The organism is Stutzerimonas kunmingensis (assembly GCF_014764705.1).
Taxonomy (GTDB): Bacteria; Pseudomonadota; Gammaproteobacteria; order Pseudomonadales; family Pseudomonadaceae; genus Stutzerimonas.
Genome location: NZ_JACXXG010000018.1, coordinates 1 through 21953, shown reverse-complemented (window position 1 = coordinate 21953; position 21953 = coordinate 1). Strand labels below are relative to the sequence as shown.

Annotated in this window: 21 protein-coding genes; 7 read left to right on the top strand and 14 right to left on the bottom strand. The window is 61.9% G+C overall.

Annotated features, from left to right (window positions below):
- Positions 1 to 22: 22 nt before the first annotated feature.
- The 3 genes from IEG05_RS14260 to IEG05_RS14250 form a co-directional block, all read right to left on the bottom strand.
- Positions 23 to 214 carry a DUF1289 domain-containing protein gene (locus tag IEG05_RS14260; protein ID WP_023444754.1) on the bottom strand — a complete coding sequence of 64 codons (192 nt, stop codon included), beginning with the start codon at positions 212 to 214 and terminating at the stop codon, positions 23 to 25.
- Entirely contained in the window at positions 211 to 732 is a 522-nt protein-coding gene (locus IEG05_RS14255; RefSeq protein WP_003303456.1) for a gamma carbonic anhydrase family protein, read from the bottom strand. Before IEG05_RS14255 ends, IEG05_RS14260 begins: the two co-directional genes overlap by 4 nt.
- A gap of 67 nt (positions 733 to 799) precedes the next feature.
- The gene (locus tag IEG05_RS14250; RefSeq protein WP_014821247.1) at positions 800 to 1417 is read right to left on the bottom strand and encodes a CoA pyrophosphatase; all 618 of its coding nucleotides are present in this window, start codon (positions 1415 to 1417) and stop codon (positions 800 to 802) included.
- Positions 1418 to 1635: 218 nt separating this feature from the next.
- On the opposite strand from IEG05_RS14250, the gene IEG05_RS14245 reads away from it, so the two are divergent.
- Both IEG05_RS14245 and IEG05_RS14240 read left to right on the top strand, forming a co-directional pair.
- Positions 1636 to 2202 (top strand): NUDIX hydrolase, encoded by a 567-nt coding sequence (locus IEG05_RS14245; protein WP_046620927.1) that lies wholly within the window; start codon positions 1636 to 1638, stop codon positions 2200 to 2202.
- 58 nt (positions 2203 to 2260) lie between these two features.
- Positions 2261 to 2764 (top strand): L,D-transpeptidase family protein, encoded by a 504-nt coding sequence (locus IEG05_RS14240; protein WP_014821249.1) that lies wholly within the window; start codon positions 2261 to 2263, stop codon positions 2762 to 2764.
- 56 nt (positions 2765 to 2820) lie between these two features.
- On the opposite strand, the gene IEG05_RS14235 is transcribed toward IEG05_RS14240, so the two are convergent.
- The 6 genes from IEG05_RS14235 to IEG05_RS14210 form a co-directional block, all read right to left on the bottom strand.
- Positions 2821 to 3138 carry a YqfO family protein gene (locus IEG05_RS14235; RefSeq protein ID WP_191122291.1) on the bottom strand — a complete coding sequence of 106 codons (318 nt, stop codon included), beginning with the start codon at positions 3136 to 3138 and terminating at the stop codon, positions 2821 to 2823.
- A 203-nt stretch (positions 3139 to 3341) separates the two neighbouring features.
- Complete coding sequence (gene purL / locus IEG05_RS14230) at positions 3342 to 7238, bottom strand: phosphoribosylformylglycinamidine synthase (RefSeq protein ID WP_191122290.1); 3897 nt, start codon at positions 7236 to 7238, stop codon at positions 3342 to 3344.
- Positions 7239 to 7364: 126 nt separating this feature from the next.
- The gene (locus IEG05_RS14225) at positions 7365 to 8132 is read right to left on the bottom strand and encodes an amino acid ABC transporter ATP-binding protein (RefSeq protein ID WP_003303466.1); all 768 of its coding nucleotides are present in this window, start codon (positions 8130 to 8132) and stop codon (positions 7365 to 7367) included.
- A 9-nt stretch (positions 8133 to 8141) separates the two neighbouring features.
- A complete protein-coding gene (locus IEG05_RS14220; RefSeq protein WP_014821252.1) occupies positions 8142 to 9239 on the bottom strand; it encodes an amino acid ABC transporter permease in 1098 nt (365 codons plus the stop codon).
- A 4-nt stretch (positions 9240 to 9243) separates the two neighbouring features.
- Entirely contained in the window at positions 9244 to 10428 is a 1185-nt protein-coding gene (locus IEG05_RS14215) for an amino acid ABC transporter permease (RefSeq protein ID WP_191122289.1), read from the bottom strand.
- 93 nt (positions 10429 to 10521) lie between these two features.
- A complete protein-coding gene (locus IEG05_RS14210; protein ID WP_045666765.1) occupies positions 10522 to 11550 on the bottom strand; it encodes an amino acid ABC transporter substrate-binding protein in 1029 nt (342 codons plus the stop codon).
- Between the two features lie 339 nt (positions 11551 to 11889).
- Between IEG05_RS14210 and IEG05_RS14205 the strand changes: the two genes are divergently transcribed.
- The 3 genes from IEG05_RS14205 (at position 11890) to IEG05_RS14195 (ending at position 14570) form a co-directional block, all read left to right on the top strand.
- Entirely contained in the window at positions 11890 to 12561 is a 672-nt protein-coding gene (locus IEG05_RS14205; RefSeq protein WP_191122288.1) for an alpha/beta hydrolase, read from the top strand.
- Positions 12562 to 12847: 286 nt separating this feature from the next.
- A complete protein-coding gene (gene rhlB / locus IEG05_RS14200) occupies positions 12848 to 14275 on the top strand; it encodes an ATP-dependent RNA helicase RhlB (RefSeq protein WP_336509760.1) in 1428 nt (475 codons plus the stop codon).
- A 130-nt stretch (positions 14276 to 14405) separates the two neighbouring features.
- Complete coding sequence (locus IEG05_RS14195) at positions 14406 to 14570, top strand: hypothetical protein (RefSeq protein ID WP_014821257.1); 165 nt, start codon at positions 14406 to 14408, stop codon at positions 14568 to 14570.
- 4 nt (positions 14571 to 14574) lie between these two features.
- Here IEG05_RS14195 and moaE read toward each other — a convergent pair whose 3' ends face one another.
- The 5 genes from moaE to dmeF all read right to left on the bottom strand — a co-directional run bounded on the left by moaE (position 14575) and on the right by dmeF (position 18480).
- The gene (moaE, locus tag IEG05_RS14190) at positions 14575 to 15033 is read right to left on the bottom strand and encodes a molybdopterin synthase catalytic subunit MoaE (RefSeq protein WP_046620945.1); all 459 of its coding nucleotides are present in this window, start codon (positions 15031 to 15033) and stop codon (positions 14575 to 14577) included.
- Between the two features lie 2 nt (positions 15034 to 15035).
- Positions 15036 to 15284 carry a MoaD/ThiS family protein gene (locus tag IEG05_RS14185; RefSeq protein ID WP_046620946.1) on the bottom strand — a complete coding sequence of 83 codons (249 nt, stop codon included), beginning with the start codon at positions 15282 to 15284 and terminating at the stop codon, positions 15036 to 15038.
- Positions 15281 to 15751, bottom strand: a complete 471-nt coding sequence (moaC, locus tag IEG05_RS14180; RefSeq protein WP_014821260.1) for a cyclic pyranopterin monophosphate synthase MoaC — start codon at positions 15749 to 15751, stop codon at positions 15281 to 15283. The genes IEG05_RS14185 and moaC overlap by 4 nt, the downstream gene beginning before the upstream one ends.
- A gap of 99 nt (positions 15752 to 15850) precedes the next feature.
- Entirely contained in the window at positions 15851 to 17239 is a 1389-nt protein-coding gene (locus IEG05_RS14175) for a PhoH family protein (protein ID WP_042928554.1), read from the bottom strand.
- 260 nt (positions 17240 to 17499) lie between these two features.
- Positions 17500 to 18480 carry a CDF family Co(II)/Ni(II) efflux transporter DmeF gene (dmeF, locus tag IEG05_RS14170; protein WP_191122286.1) on the bottom strand — a complete coding sequence of 327 codons (981 nt, stop codon included), beginning with the start codon at positions 18478 to 18480 and terminating at the stop codon, positions 17500 to 17502.
- 134 nt (positions 18481 to 18614) lie between these two features.
- Here dmeF and yaaA point away from each other — a divergent pair, with 134 nt between their 5' ends.
- Together yaaA and IEG05_RS14160 are read left to right on the top strand one after the other, a co-directional pair.
- Positions 18615 to 19394, top strand: a complete 780-nt coding sequence (gene yaaA, locus IEG05_RS14165) for a peroxide stress protein YaaA (RefSeq protein ID WP_046620953.1) — start codon at positions 18615 to 18617, stop codon at positions 19392 to 19394.
- 786 nt (positions 19395 to 20180) lie between these two features.
- Positions 20181 to 21626, top strand: a complete 1446-nt coding sequence (locus IEG05_RS14160; protein ID WP_042928557.1) for a mannose-1-phosphate guanylyltransferase/mannose-6-phosphate isomerase — start codon at positions 20181 to 20183, stop codon at positions 21624 to 21626.
- The last annotated feature ends 327 nt before the right edge of the window (positions 21627 to 21953 follow it).

The window sequence follows — 21953 nt, the reverse complement described above, 5'->3', positions numbered from 1 at the left end:
TACAAACGAACCCGGCACGCGCCTACATCAGCTGGCCACTGAGGCGAAGTCGCTCGCTGCAGCGTTGAAGCACCTCGCGCCGCTCCTCGTTGCTCATCAACCCCCAGCGCCGGATCTCATCCGCGCTTCGCTGGCAACCGACGCACAGGTCATCCTCATCCAGAGCGCAGAGACTGACGCAGGGCGAGGCGACCGGCTTTTCCTGCGTGTTCACTCATCGCGCTCCAGCTCACGCGCGTACCGCTGAGCGTTATGCACGTAGTGAGCGGCGCTGGCTTCGAGCATCTTCTTCTGCTCATCGCTCAGCTCACGCACCACTTTGCCTGGCGAGCCGACCACCAGTGAGCCATCGGGAATTTCCTTGCCCTCGGCAATCAGGGTGTTGGCGCCAATGATGCAGTGCTTGCCGATCTTCGCGCCGTTGAGCACCACCGCATTGATGCCGATCAGGCTGTAATCACCGACCGTGCAACCGTGCAACATGGCGTTGTGGCCAACCGTGACGCCGGTACCCAGGGTCAACGGATGCCCCATATCGGTGTGCATCACGCTGCCGTCTTGCACGTTGCTGTTCTCACCGATGTGGATCAACTCGTTGTCACCACGCAGAACGGCGCCAAACCAGACGCTTGCACCCGCATCCAGCCTGATCTTGCCGACCAGCGTGGCATTGGGGGCTACCCAGCTTTGCGGATGCGCTTCGACCCGCGACTCTCCCAGACGGTATTTCACGACACACCTCTTCTTGTCAGTTGTACTCAGGCCACAGGAATGCCGCTCGACCCTGCGACGGTGCAGCTCAGGGCTCGCGCCGCCCGGACAGATCGATGAATGCGGCAGGCGCGCGGCGCATTTCGATGCCGGCGTCGTATATGACATTGACCAGCTCGACGATCATGATCGCGGTCAGGCCCCAAATCTGGTATTCGCCATAGCGGTAGGACGGGATGTACCAGCTCTGTCCCTGGTAATCGATGCGGTGCGTGACCTCGCGCGGATCTTCGCAGAAGAATTCCAGCGGCACAGAGAACACGGAGGCGATTTCGGCATCGTTGGCGCGGTACTCGACATAGTCCGGAACCAGACCGACATAAGGCGTGACGTGGATGCCATGCACCGACACCAGGCTGCTGAGCGGGCCGACGACCTCGACCATGCCTGGCGCCAGGCCAACCTCTTCCTCGGCCTCACGCAGCGCGGTGTGCAGTAGATCGCGGTCTTCCGGATCGCGTCGACCGCCGGGGAACGCCACTTCTCCACCATGGGTGGAAAGACCGGCGGCGCGAAGCGTCAGCACCAGCTCCGGCGACTCGCTGCGGGTGATTGGCATCAACACGGCCGCCTCGGGCAGGCGGCCTTCCGGCTCCAGAAGATGCGGGGAATGAGCGCGCACCCGGTGGAGTATTGTGTCCAGCATGTATTTTCTCGTTTCGTCTTTGATCGGCATCATGGCATGAAAGGCGGAGCCGCCCAAGGCCCGGAGAGCGCCAAACGAGAAGCTCCAACGCCTCGAAGCGATATCGATGTTACAACTGCGAACCAGGCGGGTCAGAGCCACCCCGAACGGCGCAGAGGCTGCCTTGCCGAATCCGTGTGAACAGCCCAATATTTCCCGGAGCAATCAGGAAGGCCCCAATGAAATACTGCAACCAGTGCGGCGATCCGGTGCTGGTCCGCGTACCGGACGGCGACAACCGGCCGCGCTTCGTCTGCGTCAGCTGCCAAACGGTGCACTATCAGAACCCGAGAATAGTCGCCGGCTGCGTACCCGTCTGGGATGATCGCGTGCTGCTCTGTCGGCGTGCGATCGAACCGCGCCGGGGCTATTGGACCCTGCCGGCCGGCTTCATGGAGAACGGCGAAACCATGCAGCAGGCCGCAGAGCGCGAAACACTCGAAGAGGCCTGCGCCAGAGTGCGTGACCTGCAGCTGTATACCCTGTTCGACCTGCCACATATCAATCAGGTCTACATGTTCTTCCGCGCTGAGCTCGTCGATCTGGACTTCTGTGCCGGAGACGAAAGCCTGGAAGTGAAGCTCTTTCATCAGCAAGACATCCCTTGGTCCGAGCTGGCTTTTCCGACCATCGGCCGTACCCTAGAATGCTTCTTCGCCGACCGGGTGCAGCAGACCTTCCCGGTGCGCAACGAGGCCGTGACAAGCTATCGCAACCGCCAGCAGGGCCACGCCCGCGCAGACTGAAGTGTCTGCCGGACCGGCTGGCACATACAGGTCTGATGAAGTTCGAAGGAAAGCCTCGATGCGCTGGCTGCTCGCCCTGCTCTGCCTCACCTTTACCGCGTTCTCCCACGCCAATGCGACGCCCAGCCTGGGCGGTTCACCCATCGACAAAGTGCTGGTAATCAAGTCGGAACGCAAACTCCATCTGGTCAGCGCTGGCCAGACACTCAAGAGCTATCGCGTTTCGCTGGGCAAACAACCCGACGGTGCAAAGCTGCGCGAAGGCGACAAGCGCACGCCGGAAGGCTTCTACTGGATCGACTGGCGCAAGACCAGCGACAAATACAACCTGTCGATGCACATCTCCTACCCCAACGCGCGTGACCTGGCCCGCGCACAGCAGGAAGGCGTAGCGCCTGGAAGCATGATCATGCTGCACGGCACGCCACTGGATGAGGAGTATCCGGAGTGGTTCTTCCACACCCTGGACTGGACCGAGGGCTGCATCGCGCTGAGCAACAGCGACATGCGCGAGATCTGGGCGCTGGTGAAGGATGGCACGCTGATCGAGATTCGCCCGTAACGCCAGGAATCAATGCCGGGGCGCCGCAATCGCCAGGACTGCCCCGACCCGTTAGGCTAGAACTGCATGTCGGACAAACGCCAGACGTCGAACGCAGGCGTTTCATACGGATGGGCCTTCTTCATTGCCTTCACGCTGTCGTGAATCAGCTCGTCCGCCACAACCAATTCGACCTTCCACTCGGGAATGTGCTGCACCTGCCCGGTTTGCCCGATAAAAGGCTGGCTTCCCTCCAACGGGCGGTACTGCCCCTGCCCCAGCACCTGCCAGCAGCAACTGTCATATGCGCCTATGCGGCCAGCGCCGGCGGCGAACACTGCTTTCTTGACCGCTTCCAGATGACTGTCTGGAACATAGAAACACAGCTTGTACATCGACCTCTCCGTGCAGATGAGCCCGACCTCCACCGGCCGAGCGAACTGGCATTATGCCATCCGTGTGCGCGCCGAATAGTGCGGCGCGTCATAGCTCAGACGACGCTTTGCGCTGCCGGTTCATAGACCTTTGTCACAAATGAAAAAGCCCGCCGATATGCTATCGACGGGCTCCTCGGGAATGGCCAGATTGACCCGGTCGGTCAGTCGACCCAGACCCGCGCATTGCGGAACATGCGCATCCAGCCGCCGTCTTCCTGCCACTCGTCAGGGCGCCAGGAGTTGGTCACAGCGCGGAACACCCGCTCCGGGTGCGGCATCATGATGGTCACGCGGCCATCGCGACTGCTGAGACCGGTGATACCGCGCGGCGAGCCGTTCGGGTTGGCCGGGTAACGCTCGGTGACCTTGCCGTGGTTATCCACGAAGCGCAGCGCCACGGTGCCGGAAAGATCTGCCTGCAGCATGGCCTCTTCGCTCTCGAACTCCGCATGGCCTTCGCCGTGGGCGATGGCGATCGGCAGGCGGGAGCCGGCCATGCCCTGCAGGAAGATCGATGGCGAATCCTGAATCTGAACCATCGCCACCCGCGCTTCAAACTGCTCCGAGCGGTTACGCACGAAGTGAGGCCAGTTCTCGGTGCCCGGGATCAGCTCGTGCAGGTTGCTCATCATCTGGCAACCATTGCACACGCCGAGAGCGAAGCTGTCCTTGCGCTCGAAGAAGGCCTGGAAGCCATCCCGTGCACGCGCATTGAACAGGATCGACTTGGCCCAGCCTTCACCGGCGCCGAGCACGTCGCCGTAGGAGAAGCCACCGCAGGCGACCAGGCCCTTGAACTCCTCAAGGCTGACACGACCGGAAAGGATATCGCTCATGTGCACGTCGACCGCGGCAAAACCGGCACGGTCGAACGCCGCCGCCATCTCTACTTGGCCGTTGACGCCCTGCTCGCGCAGCACCGCAATCTGCGGACGAATGCCACGCTTGATGTAGGGCGCAGCGATGTCCTCGTTCACGTCGAAGCTGAGCTTGGCACTGAGACCCAGGTTGTCCTCTTCGAGCAGCGCGTCGAACTCCTGATCGGCGCACTCGGCGTTATCGCGCAGACGCTGGATCTGATAGCTGGTTTCTGCCCACTGGCGCTGCAGCAGGCGGCGCTCACCGGCGAAGACTTCGTTTTCGCCGTGCTTGATCGACACATGGCCATTGTTGACCGGCTGACCGATGACCGCGACACAGTCACCCAGACCGGCTGCGCTGAACTGTGCCAGCACGATCTCGGTGTCGTCCTGACGCACCTGAATCACCGCACCAAGCTCCTCGTTGAAGAGCATCGGTGCGACATCTGCGGCACTCTCCAGCAGGCCATCGAGATTCAGACTCAGGCCACAGTGACCGGCAAACGCCATTTCCAGCACAGTGGTCAGCAGACCACCGTCGGAACGGTCGTGGTAGGCCAGTAGCAGACCGTCGGCGTTCAGCCCCTGGACCACGGCGAAGAACGCCTGCAGGTCTTCGGCATCATCGACGTCGGGTGCCTGGCGACCAAGCTGACCGTACACCTGCGCAAGAATCGAAGCACCCATGCGGTTCTGGCCGCATCCCAGATCGATCAGGATCAGGTCCGTTGCGCCCTTGTCCAAGCGCAACTGCGGGGTCAGGGTCTGGCGGATATCAGTGACCGGGGCGAAGCCGGAAACGATCAGCGACATCGGCGAGGTCACGCTTTTCTCGGCGCCCTCCTCCGACCAACGGGTCTTCATTGACATCGAGTCCTTGCCCACCGGAATGGTCAGGCCCAGCTGCGGGCACAGCTCCATGCCGACGGCTCGCACGGTGTCGTACAGCCGCGCGTCTTCGCCGGGGTGGCCGGCGGCGGCCATCCAGTTGGCGGACAACTTGATGTCGGAGATCTTCTCGATGCGTGCCGCTGCCAGGTTGGTCAGCGTTTCGCCGATGGCCATGCGGCCCGACGCCGGGGCATCCAGCAGTGCCAGCGGCGTACGCTCGCCCATCGCCATGGCCTCGCCGGTGTAAACGTCGTAGCTGGTAGCCGTGACGGCGCAGTCGGCGACCGGCACCTGCCAAGGGCCGACCATCTGATCTCGCGCTACCTGGCCGGTGATGCTGCGGTCGCCGATGGTGATCAGGAAGCTCTTGCTGGCGACCGCTGGGTGGCGCAGCACCCGGGTGACCGCCTCATTCAGATCGACAGTAGCCGCATCGAAGTCATCGCCCAGCTCCGCTTCGCGGCTGGCGCTGCGGTGCATGCGCGGCGGCTTACCGAGTAGCACTTCGAGCGGCATGTCCACCGGGGTGTTGCCGAAATGGCTGTCGGTGACGGTCAGTTGTGGCTCTTCGATCGCCTCGCCGACAACCGCGAACGGGCAGCGTTCACGTTCGCAGATAGCCTGGAAACGCTCGAAATCGGCGGCACTGACGGCCAGCACGTAACGCTCCTGGGACTCGTTGCTCCAGATCTCGTGCGGGGCCATGCCCGGCTCGTCGTTAGGCACGTTGCGAAGTTCGAAGCGGCCACCGCGGCCACCGTCGTTGACCAGCTCCGGGAAGGCATTGGAAATGCCACCGGCACCGACGTCATGGATGAAGGCGATGGGGTTCTGGTCGCCCAGCTGCCAGCAGCGGTCGATGACCTCCTGGCAGCGGCGTTCCATTTCCGGGTTCTCGCGCTGTACTGAGGCGAAATCAAGATCGGCCGAGCTGGCACCGGTCGCGACCGAGGAGGCGGCGCCGCCGCCCAGGCCGATCAGCATGGCCGGCCCGCCGAGCACGATCAGCTTGGCGCCAACGGTGATCTCGGCCTTCTGCACGTGATCTTCACGGATATTGCCCATGCCGCCAGCGAGCATGATCGGCTTGTGATAACCACGCACCTCGTCGCCGCGCGGCGTGTTGATCGACTGCTCGAAGGTACGGAAGTAACCGGTCAGCGCCGGGCGGCCGAACTCGTTGTTGAACGCGGCGCCGCCCAGAGGGCCTTCAATCATGATGTCCAGCGGCGTGACGATGCGTTCCGGCTTGCCGTAGGCCTGTTCCCACGGCTGCTCGAAGCCGGGGATGTTCAGGTTGGAGACGGTGAAACCGGTCAGACCGGCCTTTGGCTTGGCGCCGCGGCCGGTGGCGCCCTCGTCGCGAATCTCGCCACCGGAACCGGTGGAAGCACCCGAGAACGGCGAGATCGCGGTCGGGTGGTTGTGGGTTTCCACCTTCATCAGGATGTGCACCGGCTCCTGCACCGCGCCGTATTGGCGGGTTTCAGGATTGGGGAAGAAACGCCCTGCCGTGTGGCCGACGATGACCGACGCATTGTCTTTGTAAGCGGACAGCACGTTCTCGCTGTGCATCTGGTAGGTGTTCTTGATCATGCCGAACAGCGACTTGTCCTGGCTCTCGCCGTCGATGTCCCAGCTGGCGTTGAAGATCTTGTGGCGGCAGTGCTCGGAGTTGGCCTGCGCGAACATCATCAGTTCGATGTCGTGCGGGTTTCGCTTGAGGCCCTGGAAGGCACTGACCAGATAATCGATCTCGTCTTCGGCCAGGGCCAGGCCCAGGTCGGTGTTGGCCTTTTCCAGCGCGGCGCGACCGCCACCGAGGATGTCCACGGCAGTCAGCGACTTGGGCTCGGCATGGCTGAACAGGTTGGCGGCTGCTTCGAAACGATCGAGCACCATTTGCGTCATGCGGTCGTGAAGCGCTGCGGCAATCAGCTGTGCATCGCTATCGGAAAACTCGCCCTGCACGTAATAGGCGATACCCCGCTCCAGCCGCTGGACCTTCTCCAGCCCGCAGTTGTGGGCGATATCGCTGGCCTTGCTCGACCACGGCGAAATGGTGCCGAAGCGAGGCACCACGAGGAACAGCCGCCCGGCAGGTTCCTGCACCGGCACACTGGGGCCGTACTTCAGCAGGCGGGTCAGTACGTTCTGCTCATCCGCGCCGAGCGTGCCGGAAACTTCGGCGAAATGGGCGAACTCGGCATACAGCCCGCTGACGGCGGGGACCTTATCGGTCAGTTGTGCCAGGAGCTTGCCATGACGGAAGGCGGAAAGAGCGGGAGCGCCGCGCAGGATCAACATCGTCGGAACAGCCTCGGAGGGGGGAGCAGTCGGGGCGCGTATTCTAGCCCATGACGGCGGCCGAGGCTAAGGCTGAACACAGCCAGGCGCCGCGTGTTCCCGACGGCACGCCAGGCCCGGCTTGGATCAGTGCAGGATCTGGCTGAGGAACAGCTTGGTCCTGTCGTTGACCGGGTTTGTGAAGAACACCTCTGGCTCGGCCTGTTCGACGATCTCGCCCTTGTCCATGAAGATCACCCGATCCGCCACGGTGCGGGCGAAGCCCATCTCATGGGTCACGCAGAGCATGGTCATGCCGCTTTCGGCGAGGCTGACCATGGTGTCGAGCACCTCCTTCACCATTTCCGGGTCGAGGGCCGAAGTCGGCTCATCGAACAGCATGATCTTCGGCTTCATGCACAGCGCACGGGCGATCGCCACGCGCTGCTGCTGACCGCCGGAGAGCTGGCCGGGAAACTTGTTGGCCTGCTCCGGGATGCGCACGCGCTCCAGATAATGCATGGCGATTTCCTCGGCCTGCCGTCGCGGCAGCTTGCGCACCCACATCGGCGCCAGGGTGCAGTTCTGCAACACGGTCAGGTGCGGGAACAGGTTGAAGTGCTGGAACACCATGCCGACTTCGCTGCGGATCGCCTCGATCTGCTTGAGGTCGCTGGTCAGCTCCACGCCGTTGATGACGATGCGCCCCTGCTGGTGTTCCTCCAGGCGATTGAGGCAGCGAATGGTGGTGGACTTGCCGGAGCCGGAAGGCCCGCACAGCACGATGCGCTCGCCCTGGCGCACGGAGAGGTTGATGTCCTTGAGTACATGGAACTGGCCGAACCATTTGTGCACGCCCTGCATGCGGATGACCGGCTCGCTGCTCTGCTCGGCCTGCGCGTTTGAATCACTCATATATCACTCCTAATGCTTGTGGCCGGTGTCCAGCTTGCGCTCCAGGCGCATCGAATAGCGGGACATGCCGAAACAGAACATCCAGTACACCAGCGCGGCGAACACGTAACCCTCGGTGGACATGCCTAGCCAGGCCGGGTCCGCGGTGGCGCGCTTGATGCTGTTGAGGAAGTCGAACAGGCCGATGATGATCACCAGGCTGGTGTCCTTGAACAGGGCAATGAAGGTGTTGACGATGCCTGGGATTACCAGCTTCAGCGCCTGCGGCAGGATCACCAGCAGCGTGCTGCGCCAGTAGCCCAGGCCCATGGCCGCCGCAGCCTCGTACTGCCCCTTGGGGATCGCCTGCAGACCGCCACGTACCACCTCGGCGATGTAGGCGGCCTCGAAGAACACCACCATCAGCATTGCCCGCAGCAGCTTGTCGAGGCTCATGCCTTCGGGCAGGAACAGCGGCAGCATCACCGAGGACATGAACAGCACGGTGATCAACGGCACGCCGCGCCAGAACTCGATGAAGGTCACGCAGAGCACGCGAATAGCCGGCATGTCCGAGCGCCGTCCCAATGCCAGCAGAATGCCCAGCGGCAAAGCACCGGCAATGCCCACGGCAGCGATCACTACGGTCAGCATGAGCCCGCCCCACTGACTGGTAGGCACCGTCTGCAGGCCGAGAAAGCCACCATGCAGCAGCCAGTAGGCTAGCAGCGGGTAAACCAGCAGATAGCCCAGTCCGTAGCGCAACTTGTGTGGCATCTGCCGCAGGAACAGCGGCGCCGCACCGATGATCGCCAGCCAGGCTGCCGCATCGACTCGCCAGCGCAGCTCCGTCGGATAGAAGCCGTACATGAACTGGCCGAACCGGGTCTGAATGAACACCCAGCAGGCGCCTTCGCGGCTGCAGTCGGCGCGGGTTTCACCGGTCCAGTCGGCCTTGAAGATGGCCCATTCGAGTACCGGCGGCACAATCAGCCAGAGCAGGTATAGCCCTACCAGCGTCAGCAGGGTATTGATCCAGCTGGAAAACAGATTGGCCCGTAGCCAGCCGAGCGCACCGATGCTGATCGTCGGTGGCGGCAGGTCGGGCTTGAAGGTATGGATGGTCATGCGCTCACCGCTCGATCAGCGCAATGCGCTTGTTGTACCAGTTCATCAGCAGCGAGATGCTGATGCTGATGGCCAAATAGACACTCATGGTGATGGCCATGGTTTCGATGGCCTGCCCGGTCTGATTGAGCACCGTGCCGGCGAATAGCGACACCATGTCCGGATAACCGATAGCAGCAGCGAGCGACGAGTTCTTTGCCAGGTTCAGGTATTGGCTGGTCAGCGGCGGCACGATCACCCGCAACGCTTGCGGCACGATCACCAGCCGCAATACCTGGCCTGGGCGCAACCCAAGCGAAGCGGCGGCCTCGGTCTGGCCATGGCTGACTGACTGAATGCCTGAACGCACGGTTTCGCCGATGAACGCCGCGGTATACACCGACAACGCCACCACGATCGAAACCAGCTCCGGGATCACCACCCAACCACCGCGAATGTTGAAGCGCTGCAACTCCGGCACTTCCCAGGTGAAAGGTACGCCTGCAATGAAGGTCATCAGCCAGGGGATGGCAAGAAACAACCCTAGACTGGTCCAGAACACCGGAAACATCTGCCCGGTGGCATGCCGCCGCGCCCGAGCCCAGCGGTTGAGCAGGACTACCGCGACCAGCGCCACGAGCAACGCCAGCCAGAATGACCAGAAGCCATCGGCGGCGCTGGGTGCCGGCATCTGCACGCCACGGTTGTTGACGAACACCGCATCCCATAGGCTCAGGCTGTTGCGCGGCCCAGGCAACGGGCTGATCACAGCGAAGTAGACGAAGAAGATCAGCAACAACGGCGGGATATTGCGGAATATCTCGATGTAGAGCGTCGCCAATTGACGGATCAGCCAGTTGCTCGAGAGGCGTCCCACGCCGAGGATGAACCCCATCACCGTTGCGAGAAATATCCCGATGACGCTGACCAACAGCGTATTGAGCAGCCCGACCCAGAAGACGCGACCGTAGGTGTCGCTCTCGCTGTAATCGATCAGGTGTTGGGATATGCCGAAGCCGGCGGCGTTCTCAAGGAAACCGAAGCCGGAGGTAATGCCGCGATGGGCAAGGTTGGTCTGGGTATTGTGAAAAAGGTACCAGCCGAATGCTACGACGGTGATTACAGCCAGAATCTGAAACAGCCAGGCGCGTGCCCGTGGGTCGGTCAATAGCGACCCGCCAGCCGGCCTAGGATTGTCGATGGTTCGCATCGAATGTCCTCATACCGCACCGCCGGCGCGTTGTGCGCGCCGGCGGCACTTCTCCCTTTGGAAAACGGGGCCGGTGTAGCCGGCCCCGCTTGGTCAACGTACCGGCGGGGCGTACTGCACGCCGCCGTTGTTCCACAGGGCATTGAGGCCACGTTCGATCTTCAGCTCGCTGCCGGCGCCGACGTTTCGATCGAAGATCTCGCCATAGTTACCGACCTGCTTGACGATCTGCACCGCCCAGTCCTTCGGCAGCTTCAGGTCCTTGCCATACTCCCCTTCGACACCCAAAAGCCGGGCGACGTCAGGGTTCTTGGTGCTCTTGGCCTTTTCTTCGACGTTTGCCGAAGTGATGCCCAATTCCTCGGCGTTGAGCATGGCGAACAAGGTCCAACGCACGATATCGAACCATTCCTCATCGCCTTGGCGGACCGCCGGGCCGAGGGGCTCCTTGGATATCACTTCGGGTAGCACTACGTAGTCATCAGGCTTTGCCAGCTTGATGCGCTGGGCGTAGAGCTGCGACTGGTCGGAAGTGAGCACGTCGCAACGGCCCGACTCCAGTGACTTGGCGCTTTCGTCCGAGGTGTCGTAGGTGATGGGGGTGTACTTCAGGTTGTTGGCGCGGAAATAGTCGGAGAGATTGAGTTCGGTAGTGGTGCCTGCCTGAATGCAGACAGTCGCGCCATCCAGCTCCTTGGCACTCTTGACACCCAGCTCCTTGTTCACCAGAAAGCCTTGACCGTCGTAATAGGTCACGCCGGTGAAATTCAGGCCCATCGCCGCATCACGCGAGCTGGTCCAGGTGGTGTTGCGCGACAGCATGTCCACTTCACCGGATTGCAGCGCGGTGAAGCGCTCCTTGGCGGTCAACGGACTGTACTTGACCTTACTGGCGTCACCGAACACGGCCGCGGCCACCGCGCGACAGACATCCACGTCGATCCCCAGGTATTGCCCCTTTGCATCGGCGTAGGAAAAGCCCGGAAGGCCATCACTGATGCCGCACTGCACGAATCCTTTCTTCTGCACTGCATCGAGGGTCGCCCCCGCTTGCGCCAGCCCGCTGATTCCCAGCAGTGACGCTGCACCCAGCGCAGCCAGTGTGGATTTCACCCTAATCATCGAAACCTCCAGTTTGCTTTCTTATTCTCGGGTTCGGGCCTGTTGCCCCTCGATGCATAACCGGCAGCAGCGAAGCGGCGCAGCCTGACCTGAGTCTAGTCGTCCGTGGATGATCGGCAATGTTCTTTGTGCCATTACCTCGACTCGCTCATGCGAGCCGTTCCCTTCTGAGTCGAACTGAACTTAGCAAGGCGCGTACCAGCTCATCCGGCAATGAGCTGGATACGCCAGGTTGCGGGTTCTATCGAAGTGCGCGAGCGGGTAACCTCGCGCCACTCCCTCGCCGGTGGCACGTAATGCCCCAAGACGAGGCAACTTGCCCCCAACTGGAGCCGATCTATGAGCGAACCATTGATCCTCGAACCCAATGGCATTGCCGATGCGTGCATCATCTGGCTGCATGGCCTGGGCGCTGATCGCTATGACTTCCTACCTGTGGCCGAAGCGCTGCAGCAGAAGCTTCATAGCACTCGCTTCGTTCTGCCGCAGGCACCGACGCGTCCGGTAACCATCAACGGTGGCTGGAGCATGCCCAGCTGGTACAACATCCTGGCCATGAGCCCAGCCCGCGCGATCGATCGCGAGCAACTCGAGGCATCAGCGCAACAGGTCATCGGTCTGATCGAAGCACAGCGTGACGCGGGCATCGATCCGGCACGCATCTTTCTCGCCGGCTTCTCCCAAGGCGGCGCGGTGGTGCTGCATACGGCATTTCTGCGCTGGCAGGGCCCGCTGGGCGGCGTCATCGCACTGTCCACCTATGCCCCGACATTTGCCGAGCGCCTCGAGCTTTCCGATGATGTCCGGCGCTATCCGGCGCTATGCCTGCATGGCAGCCGCGATGATGTAGTGCCGCCTGCGATGGGCCGTGCCGCCTTTCAGTGCCTGCACGACGCCGGCGTCAATGTCACTTGGCGCGAGTACCCGATGAGCCACGAGGTGCTCCCGGAGGAAATCCGCGACATCGGCAACTGGCTCGCACCTTTGCTTGGCGAAGATGCCGCCTCCTGAGCACCAGCTCCGGTTGCCTGTTCATCAAAGGAAGGATGGGCGGCGCGCTTGACCGTCCGCCACCTGGCAGGCTCAAGCGCGGCCAGCATCCTGCCACGCTTGAACCTGGCATCAGGCACGGCCATGCCCCAAGGCCCTGACCGGGCCCGCGCGGTATCGCACAACAATACTCCAGGCGCGAGTGCGCCCGCTGGAAGTCAAGCCTTCCCGTGCGCGAGGCTTCGCCATGCATGCGTCTTGCATTACACTGGCGCGCGACACTTTCCTAATAAATGACGAGAAGACCGTGCTCAAAGCACTCAAGAAAATCTTTGGCAATGCCCCGGATGTACGGGCCAGCGCAGCCGATGACGTGCGCGCCGCCGACCACGAGGGTCAACACAGCGCCCCGCAGCAAGCAACGACGCCTGAGACTCAACCCAAGCCGCAGCCCGCTGAGCGCGCCGCCGAAAAGCCGCGCCGTCAACGCAGCAGCAAGCCGCCAAAACCCGCCGCTCCGGCCTGGAAGCTGGAGGACTTCGAGGTCGAAGCGGCCGAAGGCAAGACCCGCTTCCACGACTTCAAGCTCGCACCCGAGCTGATGCACGCAATTCATGACCTGGGTTTTCCCTACTGCACGCCGATCCAGGCCCAGGTACTCGGCTATACCCTCGCCGGCAGAGACGCCATTGGCCGCGCCCAGACCGGCACCGGCAAGACGGCTGCGTTTCTCATCTCCACCATCACACAGCTGCTCGACACTCCACCGCCGCGGGACCGCTATATGGGCGAACCGCGCGCACTGATCATCGCACCGACCCGTGAACTCGTGGTGCAGATCGCCAATGACGCGCTGGACCTGACCAAGTACACCAACCTGAACGTGATGAGCTTCGTCGGCGGCATGGACTTCGACAAGCAGCTCAAGCTGCTGGAATCGAAATTCTGCGACATCCTGGTTGCCACGCCCGGGCGCTTGCTGGATTTCAACCAGCGCGGCGAGGTGCATCTGGACATGGTCGAGGTGATGGTGCTGGATGAAGCCGATCGCATGCTCGACATGGGCTTCATTCCGCAGGTCCGCCAGATCATCCGGCAGACGCCGCCCAAGAGCGAACGCCAGACCCTACTGTTCTCAGCCACGTTCACCGATGACGTGATGAACCTGGCGCAGCAGTGGACGACCAACCCCGCCGTGGTCGAGATCGAGCCGGAAAACGTCGCCAGCGACACCGTCGAGCAACACGTATTCGCCGTGGCTGGCAGCGACAAGTACAAGCTACTGTACAACCTGATCACCCAGAATGACTGGACTCGGGTGATGGTCTTCGCCAACCGCAAGGATGAAGTGCGGCGCATCGAGGAACGCCTGACCCGGGACGGCATCAGCGCCGCGCAGATGTCCGGCGACGTGCCGCAGCACAAGCGCATCCGCACGCTGGAAGGTTTCCGCGAGGGCAAGATTCGGGTACTGGTGGCGACCGATGTCGCCGGTCGAGGCATCCATGTCGACGGCATCAGCCACGTGATCAACTTTACGCTGCCGGAAGATCCGGATGACTACGTGCACCGCATCGGCCGCACCGGCCGTGCCGGCACCAGCGGCACGTCGATCAGCTTCGCGGGCGAGGACGACTCCTTCGCCCTGCCGCCGATCGAAGCGCTGATTGGCCGCAAGATTCAGTGCGAAATGCCGCCGGCGGAACTGCTCGCCCCGGTCCCTCACTCGCGCTGAGCCTATTGGGCGCGGTATTCGCCGCGCCCCTGCGACCGTCAATCACCTCCTCCATCAATGACCTGAATCAGGCCTCAACAGAGGTCAAGCGGCTAGAGTGATAGCTAGATCGGAACTCGAGGAGACATCGATGGACAGCATGCACTGGCTACTGTCGCTAATCATCATCGGCTTCATCCTGCTCTGCGTAGGTTTCAACTACCGGGACCGGGACTGGGGCGTGGGCCTTCTTGGCCTGGGCGTGCTCACCATGTTCTCGACGCTGGCCTTCAAGATGTACATCACCTTCTATTGACGGCTCAGCCGTTCTCGCGCCAACGCCCAGCCGCGACCTGATCACTCGCGCGGCCCTCAACCCAGCGTGGCCCGGACGGCGTGGTTTCCTTCTTCCAGAACGGCGCCCGCGTCTTCAGATAATCCATCACGAAGCGACAGGCATCGAAGGCAGCGTCGCGATGGGCGCTCGCCGCGCCGACGAAGACGATGGGCTCACCTGGCTCCAGGGGCCCGACGCGATGCAGCACGTCGAGCCGCAATAATGGCCAGCGCTGCTCCGCCTCGATAATGATTTTCTCCAGCGCCTTTTCGGTCATCCCCGGCGCATGTTCGAGGAACATTCCGGCGACATCCTGCCCATCATTGAAATCCCTTACGTAACCGACGAACCCGGCGACCGCGCCAATCCCCAGGTTGGCCGCATGCAGCGCATTGAGTTCGGCCCCCGGATCGAACGCTGCCGTCTGTACACGAACCGCCATGCTCAGCCTCCGGTCACGGTAGGAAAGAAAGCGACTTCATCGCCATCGGTGATCGGCTCATCGAGACCACAGAGTTCCTGATTTCGGGCACACATCAGGTTCTGCTCGGCAAGCACCTCCCAGACACCGCCCCGCGCAAGCAGCTGCTGGCGCACGTCATCCACGTTGGCGAGCGAAGCATCCCACTGCAGGCGCTCGCCATCAGTGCCGAGGGTTTCGCGATAACGGGCAAAGAACTGGACGGTAATCATGCCGGCACCTGCCAGTGACCGCTCTTGCCGCCGAGTTTTTCCAGCAGGCGCACGCCTTCGATGACCATGCCGCGATCCACGGCCTTGCACATGTCGTAGATGGTCAGCGCAGCGACGCTGGCAGCGGTCAACGCTTCCATCTCGACACCAGTCTGCCCGGCCAGCTTGCAGGCAGCACGAATCAGTACGCAGTCTTCACCATCCGCCTGCAGCTCGACCTTGATGCTGGTGAGCAGCAGCGGATGACACAGCGGAATCAGTTCGTAGGTCTTCTTTGCCGCCTGGATGCCGGCGATGCGCGCCACGGCGAAGACATCGCCCTTGGGATGACCGCCCTGCTGGATCATCTGCAGGGTCTGCGGCAGCATGCGCACGCGGGCCTCGGCCACGGCTTCACGCGCGGTCACGGCCTTGTCGGTGACGTCGACCATGCTGGCCCGGCCTTGGGAATCGAGATGGGTGAGCATTCGGCGCTCCTGATCGGAAAATCACGAGTCTACCGCAGCCGCCGGCGATGAACCCGCCCCCATAAGAGGTACTACCGGGCATCGCCGCACGCGCCTCCGCTACATGTGCGCTTCGGCGTATTCGGCCAGCACCGAACGCGGTACACCCTGCAAGGTGATGTGCACGCCGTGGGAGAAATCCTTGAAGCGCTCGGTCAGGTAAGTAAGCCCCGAACTGGTCGCCGACAGATACGGAGTGTCGATCTGTGCCAGATTGCCCAGACAGACCACCTTCGAACCGTTGCCCGCACGGGTGATGATGGTCTTCATCTGGTGCGGCGTGAGGTTCTGGCATTCGTCGATCAGGATCAGGCTCTGCTGGAAGCTGCGACCGCGGATGTAGTTCAGCGATTTGAACTGCAGCGGCACCTTTTGCAGGATGTAGTCGATGCTGCCGTGGGTGTTCTCGTCCTCCATGTGCAGCGCTTCGAGGTTATCGGTGATTGCACCCAGCCACGGCTCCATCTTCTCGGCCTCGGTGCCGGGCAGAAAGCCGATGTCCTCGTCCAGCCCCTGCACGCTGCGGGTGGCAATGATGCGCCGGTAGCGCTTGCTGACCACGGTCTGCTCGATGGCCGCAGCCAGCGCGAGAATGGTCTTGCCCGAACCGGCGGCGCCGGACAGGTTGACCAGATGGATATCCGGGTCGAGCAAGGCGAACAGCGCCAATGCCTGATGGATGTCCCGCGGGCGCAGGCCCCAGGCCTCCTGATGCAGCAGCGGCTCCTGATGCAGGTCGAGGAGCAGCAGCTCATCGGCCTTGATGCCCTTGATCCAGCCGACAAAGCCCTGTTCGTCGATGATGAACTCGTTGATGTGTACCGCGGGGAGGTTGTCGGTCAGCTGTACGCGGTGCCAGGTGCGCCCATGCCCCTGATGGGTCTCGACCTTGCTCACGCGATCCCAGAACGAGCCGCTGACGCTGTGATAGCCGGGGGAAAGCTGGCCGACGTCATCGACCAGCTGATCGGTATGGTAATCCTCCGCCGCTACGCCACAGGCACGCGCCTTCAGGCGCATGTTGATGTCCTTGGTCACCAGCACCACAGGCAAGCCGGGACGCTGCCGGCTCAGCTCGACTACCTGATTGATGATCTTGTTGTCGTTCAGATCCTCCGGCAACGCGTTGGACTCGCCACGCTTGCTCATGAGGATCGAAAGACTGCCGGAAGGCCCGCTCTTGCCGCGCTGGATCGGCACGCCGAGCTCGACCTCTTCCGGCGTGGCGTCACCGAGCAGCTTGTCGATCAAGCGGATTGCCTGACGACACTCGGCTGCGACGCTGTGCTTGCCGGCCTTGAGTTGGTCGAGTTCCTCCAGCACGGTCATCGGGATGGCGACCTGATGTTCCTGGAAGTTCAGCAAAGCGTTGGGATCGTGGATCAGTACATTCGTGTCGAGGACGTAGAGCGTGGGCTGGGTCGCGCGAGGTCTGCCGTAGTCATCCATACCGATCACCTTCTTCTGGGGCCAGAAACGAAGAGCCAAAAGCGCTTCGCTGCACAGTAACCGCCATGCGATTCAGGTGAGCGGACGAGGGTAGCCGGTGGATTCGGGGCTGCCCAGGAGCCGCCACCTGTGGCGCAGGGTTCGGCGGTCTGAATTCGGTAATACCGTAAAAGTTATGACAGACAAAAGACTTTTCCGTTGAACTCCGACTTTTTTTCACGAATCGACCAAACGGCCTTGGCGCGCGTATTTCAGGCGCGCTATTGTCGATGATCAAGGTGCGCGATTTCGTCGCAGCGATTCACTTCCACGGTGATGTGCACCAGCTGTGGGAAGCCCTGCAACGCAGCCTTGTAGTGGTCGGCGGTGTGCGCCTGATGCGTCACCAGGCTCAGGATGCAGCTGTATTGCGACCGCCCTACCCGCCACAGATGCAGATCGGCGACCTCGGTATCCGGCACCTCCTGCAGCGCTTCCCGAACCCTGTGCACCAGCGGATCATCCATCTCCCGATCGAGCAGCGCCTTGGCGGTATCGCGCAACAGGCCGCGCGCCCATACAAGGATCACCATCGCGCCGACGATACCCATCACCGGGTCCAGCCAGCTCCAGCCGAAGAACTTGCCGCCCAGCAGCGCGATGATCGCAGCCACCGACGTCAGCGCATCGGTCAGCACATGGATGAAGGCGGCGTGCCGATTCAGGTCCTTGCCACCCGAAGCGTGTTCATGCTCATGAGCATGCGCATGCGCATGCTCGTCGTGACCGTGACCGTGACCGTGGTCATGCTGATCCCGCAGCAACCAGGCGGACAGCAGATTCACCAGCAAGCCGATCACGGCGACCATCAACGCTGCATCGAAACCAATCGCGACCGGCGACCAGAGCCGCGACAGCGATTCGCCGATCATGAACAGCGCCACGACGACCAGCAGCAAGGCGCTGGTGAAACCGGCCAGCACCTCGATCTTCCAGGTTCCGAACGCGAAACGCTGGTCCGCCGCGTAGCGCCGAGCCAGCAGATACGCCAACGCCGCCAGGCCGATGGCGACCATGTGCGAGGCCATATGCCAGCCGTCCGCCAGCAACGCCATGGAGTTGAACCAGTAACCGGCGATGATCTCCACCAACATGGTCAAGCCGGTCAGAATGACCACCGCCCAGGTCTGACGCTCGGAGTTGCGCTCCAGCGGACGGTAGTCGTGAGGTGGTTGCCATTGCGCATGATTGCAGCCAGACATACGAACTCCTTGATTGACGCCTTCCAGCTTGTGCCTTGCCACGCGGGGAAGGTCAACCGTTGCCTATGGCCGCCATAGCTGGAGCCGCTCCGCTCGTACCCCTACAATCGCGCCATCAGACAGGAGACCCGTACATGCTGATGGTGATTTCCCCCGCCAAGACGCTCGACTATGAAACACCCCCGATAACCGAACGCTTCACTCAGCCTCAGTACCTGGAGCACTCGCAACTGCTGATCGACCTGTTGCGCGATTACTCGCCAGCGCAGATCAGCGAACTCATGCACCTTTCCGACAAGCTGGCCGCCCTGAACGTCGCGCGCTACGGCAGTTGGTCGGCTGACTTCACGCCGGAGAATGCCAAGCAGGCACTGCTCGCCTTCAAGGGCGATGTCTACACCGGTCTGAGCGTCGAGGATTTCACCGAGAGCGACCTGCTGTTCGCACAGGAGCATCTGCGCATGCTGTCGGGGCTCTACGGCCTGTTGCGCCCGCTGGACCTGATGCAGCCGTATCGGCTGGAAATGGGCACCAAACTGGCCAATCCGCGAGGCAAGGATCTGTACGCATTCTGGGGCGAGCGCATCACTGGCTGGCTGAACGAGGCGCTTGTCGAGCAGGGTGACGATGTCCTGCTGAATCTGGCCTCCAACGAGTACTTCAGCGCGGTCAAACCCAAGGCGTTGAACGCACGGGTCATCAACGTCGACTTCAAGGACATGAAGAACGGCCAGTACAAGATCATCTCGTTCTACGCCAAGAAGGCTCGGGGCCTCATGGCACGCTGGGTGATCAAGGAGCGTATCGGCAACCCTGATCAGCTGCCGGAATTCGACTACCAGGGCTACCGCTACAGTCGGGATGATTCGACCAGCGACCGCTTGGTATTCCTGCGCGACGCCGCCGACCAGTAACAACTCAATGCCGGCGGAGGGCCCTGCAAGGGCGCTGCCGCCGCCCTCACCGACCCCATTAGCGGGTCCGCCCAGCACGCCCCACAGCCTCTACCAACACCGCCCGATCAACCCTCCGCATTCCGCCGGGCCGGTGAGCGCACCTTGAATCCGTTCGCAAAAACTCGCCGATCAACGGTTGCCGAGGCGGGAACTATCCAGCGTGGCTAGCAATCATAAGCGCGTACCGACAATTCCAGGTGGAAAGGGAAGTCGCACATGAACGTGCATTGGGTCATCGATTTCGCAGATCGCTCCGTTCGAGATCGTCAGTCGATCTTGGCGGTAACGCAACTTCAGACGGCGATACGGCTGATTATCCAGCCGACAGCCGCGGCGTCGAGCAGAGCCTACGCGGCATCTGACACGGCAAACGCCGAGCAAGGCACGAACAGAGGGTTACGGCCATGCAAGCGCATCACTCCCGTTCGACCGGCAGGTGCCACGCACCGCGCGCGACGATGGCGCTCCTCAGTGGTGCGCCAAACGCCGACCACGAGCGCCCGGTGCAGATGACCATGATCGACATCTCGCCCGAGACACATGCGGCCTGAACGGCCACGGTGCGCCATCCAGGCGATTAACCAGACAGCAGATTTCAATCTCGAGGCATGCCTCGGGACAGCGGATTTCGTCCAGCCAACTGGCGATTCCCCCGACAAAGAACAGCAACAACCCAGGCGCGGCCAAGAGGCCGGCGTCACCGGACAAGTAGAACGACCTTCGAAACGATTCAGGAGAAGCAATATGATCCCGGTTATTCTTTCAGGCGGTAGCGGCTCCCGACTGTGGCCCCTTTCCCGCAAGTCGTTCCCCAAGCAGTTTCTTGCCCTGACCGGCGAGCAGACGTTGTTCCAGCAGACCGTCGAACGCCTGGCATTCGATGGCATGCAGCAACCGCTGCTGGTCTGCAACAAGGACCACCGTTTCATCGTCAAGGAGCAGCTGGCCGCGCGCAAACTCGGCGTTCAAGGCCTTCTGCTCGAGCCTTTCGGTCGTAACACCGCACCGGCCATTGGGATCGCGGCGATGAAGCTGGTTGAAGAGGGACGCGACGAGCTGCTGCTGGTCCTGCCGGCCGACCACGTCATCGAAGACCAGAAGGCCTTCCAGCGCTCCCTGGCACTGGCGACCAATGCCGCGGAAAACGGCGAGATGGTCCTTTTCGGTGTCCCCCCAACCCGTCCTGAAACCGGTTTCGGTTATATCAAGGCCAGCCAGGACGCCAATCATGGCTTGCCCGATGGCATCAAGCGCGTGGCGCAGTTCGTCGAGAAGCCGGACGAGGCTCGCGCCCAGAGCTATCTGGAGTCAGGTGACTATTTCTGGAACAGCGGCATGTTCCTGTTCCGCGCCAGCGTGTTCTTGGAAGAACTGAAGAAGCACGATCCGGACATCTACGATACCTGCTCGCTCGCTCTGGAGCGCAGCGTGAAGAACGGCGAAGAAGTGCTGATCGACCCCGCCACCTTCGCCTGCTGCCCGGACAATTCCATCGACTATGCAGTGATGGAAAAGACTCAACTGGCTTGCGTAGTGCCCATGTCGGCTGGCTGGAGCGATGTCGGCTCCTGGTCTTCGATCTGGGATGTGCACGAGAAGGACGAGAACGGCAACGTCCTCAAGGGCGACGTGATCGCCGAAGACTCTCGCAACTGCCTGGTACACGGCAACGGCAAACTGGTCACCGTGCTCGGCCTGGAAAACATCGTGGTGGTGGAGACCAAGGACGCCATGATGGTTGCCCACAAGGACAAGGTGCAGGACGTCAAGAAGCTGGTCAGCAAGCTCGACGCTCAGGACCGCAGCGAAACCAAGAACCACTGCGCCGTGTACCGCCCTTGGGGCTGGTATGACTCGGTGGACATGGGTGGCCGCTTCCAGGTCAAGCGTATCTGCGTGAACCCAGGGGCCAGCCTCTCCCTGCAGATGCACCACCATCGCGCCGAGCATTGGATCGTTGTTTCCGGTACCGCTCAGGTCACCTGCAACGACAAGACTTTCCTGCTCACCGAAAATCAGTCGACTTATATCCCGATCACGTCAGTGCATCGCCTGGCCAACCCCGGGAAAATTCCGCTGGAGATCATCGAAGTCCAGTCCGGCAGCTATCTGGGTGAAGACGACATCGAGCGCTTTGATGACGTTTACGGCCGCGCCGAACAGAGCAACGAAGCCAAAGTTGCCCGTTAATGTTCGCCAAGTAACGAGAGGAAAGCCCGCTTCGGCGGGTTTTTCTTTGCTCGATTTCTGGCTCTGTGCGTACCTGAAAGCGCATACTTGCGGAAATCCGTGTAGCGCCTTGCCGCAAACGTAGTGTCAATGCCGCAGATAACCTGGTTTTTTTGAACTACTGCTCGAATCTGCCGCCTGCCACGTAATTGCTTAAACCTGGCGGCGGCAAAAACTGAGTGCAACACCTGACCTTTCCGGTACGGTGCTGCCCCTATGTCTTATTCCGAACTCAGCGTTGAAGAACGCGCCACCATTCAAATCAGCCGTGCCCAAGGGTTCAGCCTG

What these genes read in the sequence shown, in the direction of transcription:
- IEG05_RS14250 (WP_014821247.1), bottom strand. Translation starts at nt 1,417, where the DNA reads ATGCTGGACACAATACTCCACCGGGTGCGCGCTCATTCCCCGCATCTT.
- IEG05_RS14245 (WP_046620927.1), top strand. Translation starts at nt 1,636, where the DNA reads ATGAAATACTGCAACCAGTGCGGCGATCCGGTGCTGGTCCGCGTACCG.
- IEG05_RS14240 (WP_014821249.1), top strand. Translation starts at nt 2,261, where the DNA reads ATGCGCTGGCTGCTCGCCCTGCTCTGCCTCACCTTTACCGCGTTCTCC.
- IEG05_RS14235 (WP_191122291.1), bottom strand. Translation starts at nt 3,138, where the DNA reads ATGTACAAGCTGTGTTTCTATGTTCCAGACAGTCATCTGGAAGCGGTC.
- purL (WP_191122290.1), bottom strand. Translation starts at nt 7,238, where the DNA reads ATGTTGATCCTGCGCGGCGCTCCCGCTCTTTCCGCCTTCCGTCATGGC.
- IEG05_RS14225 (WP_003303466.1), bottom strand. Translation starts at nt 8,132, where the DNA reads ATGAGTGATTCAAACGCGCAGGCCGAGCAGAGCAGCGAGCCGGTCATC.
- IEG05_RS14220 (WP_014821252.1), bottom strand. Translation starts at nt 9,239, where the DNA reads ATGACCATCCATACCTTCAAGCCCGACCTGCCGCCACCGACGATCAGC.
- IEG05_RS14215 (WP_191122289.1), bottom strand. Translation starts at nt 10,428, where the DNA reads ATGCGAACCATCGACAATCCTAGGCCGGCTGGCGGGTCGCTATTGACC.
- IEG05_RS14210 (WP_045666765.1), bottom strand. Translation starts at nt 11,550, where the DNA reads ATGATTAGGGTGAAATCCACACTGGCTGCGCTGGGTGCAGCGTCACTG.
- IEG05_RS14205 (WP_191122288.1), top strand. Translation starts at nt 11,890, where the DNA reads ATGAGCGAACCATTGATCCTCGAACCCAATGGCATTGCCGATGCGTGC.
- IEG05_RS14195 (WP_014821257.1), top strand. Translation starts at nt 14,406, where the DNA reads ATGGACAGCATGCACTGGCTACTGTCGCTAATCATCATCGGCTTCATC.
- moaE (WP_046620945.1), bottom strand. Translation starts at nt 15,033, where the DNA reads ATGGCGGTTCGTGTACAGACGGCAGCGTTCGATCCGGGGGCCGAACTC.
- IEG05_RS14185 (WP_046620946.1), bottom strand. Translation starts at nt 15,284, where the DNA reads ATGATTACCGTCCAGTTCTTTGCCCGTTATCGCGAAACCCTCGGCACT.
- moaC (WP_014821260.1), bottom strand. Translation starts at nt 15,751, where the DNA reads ATGCTCACCCATCTCGATTCCCAAGGCCGGGCCAGCATGGTCGACGTC.
- IEG05_RS14175 (WP_042928554.1), bottom strand. Translation starts at nt 17,239, where the DNA reads ATGGATGACTACGGCAGACCTCGCGCGACCCAGCCCACGCTCTACGTC.
- dmeF (WP_191122286.1), bottom strand. Translation starts at nt 18,480, where the DNA reads ATGTCTGGCTGCAATCATGCGCAATGGCAACCACCTCACGACTACCGT.
- yaaA (WP_046620953.1), top strand. Translation starts at nt 18,615, where the DNA reads ATGCTGATGGTGATTTCCCCCGCCAAGACGCTCGACTATGAAACACCC.
- IEG05_RS14160 (WP_042928557.1), top strand. Translation starts at nt 20,181, where the DNA reads ATGATCCCGGTTATTCTTTCAGGCGGTAGCGGCTCCCGACTGTGGCCC.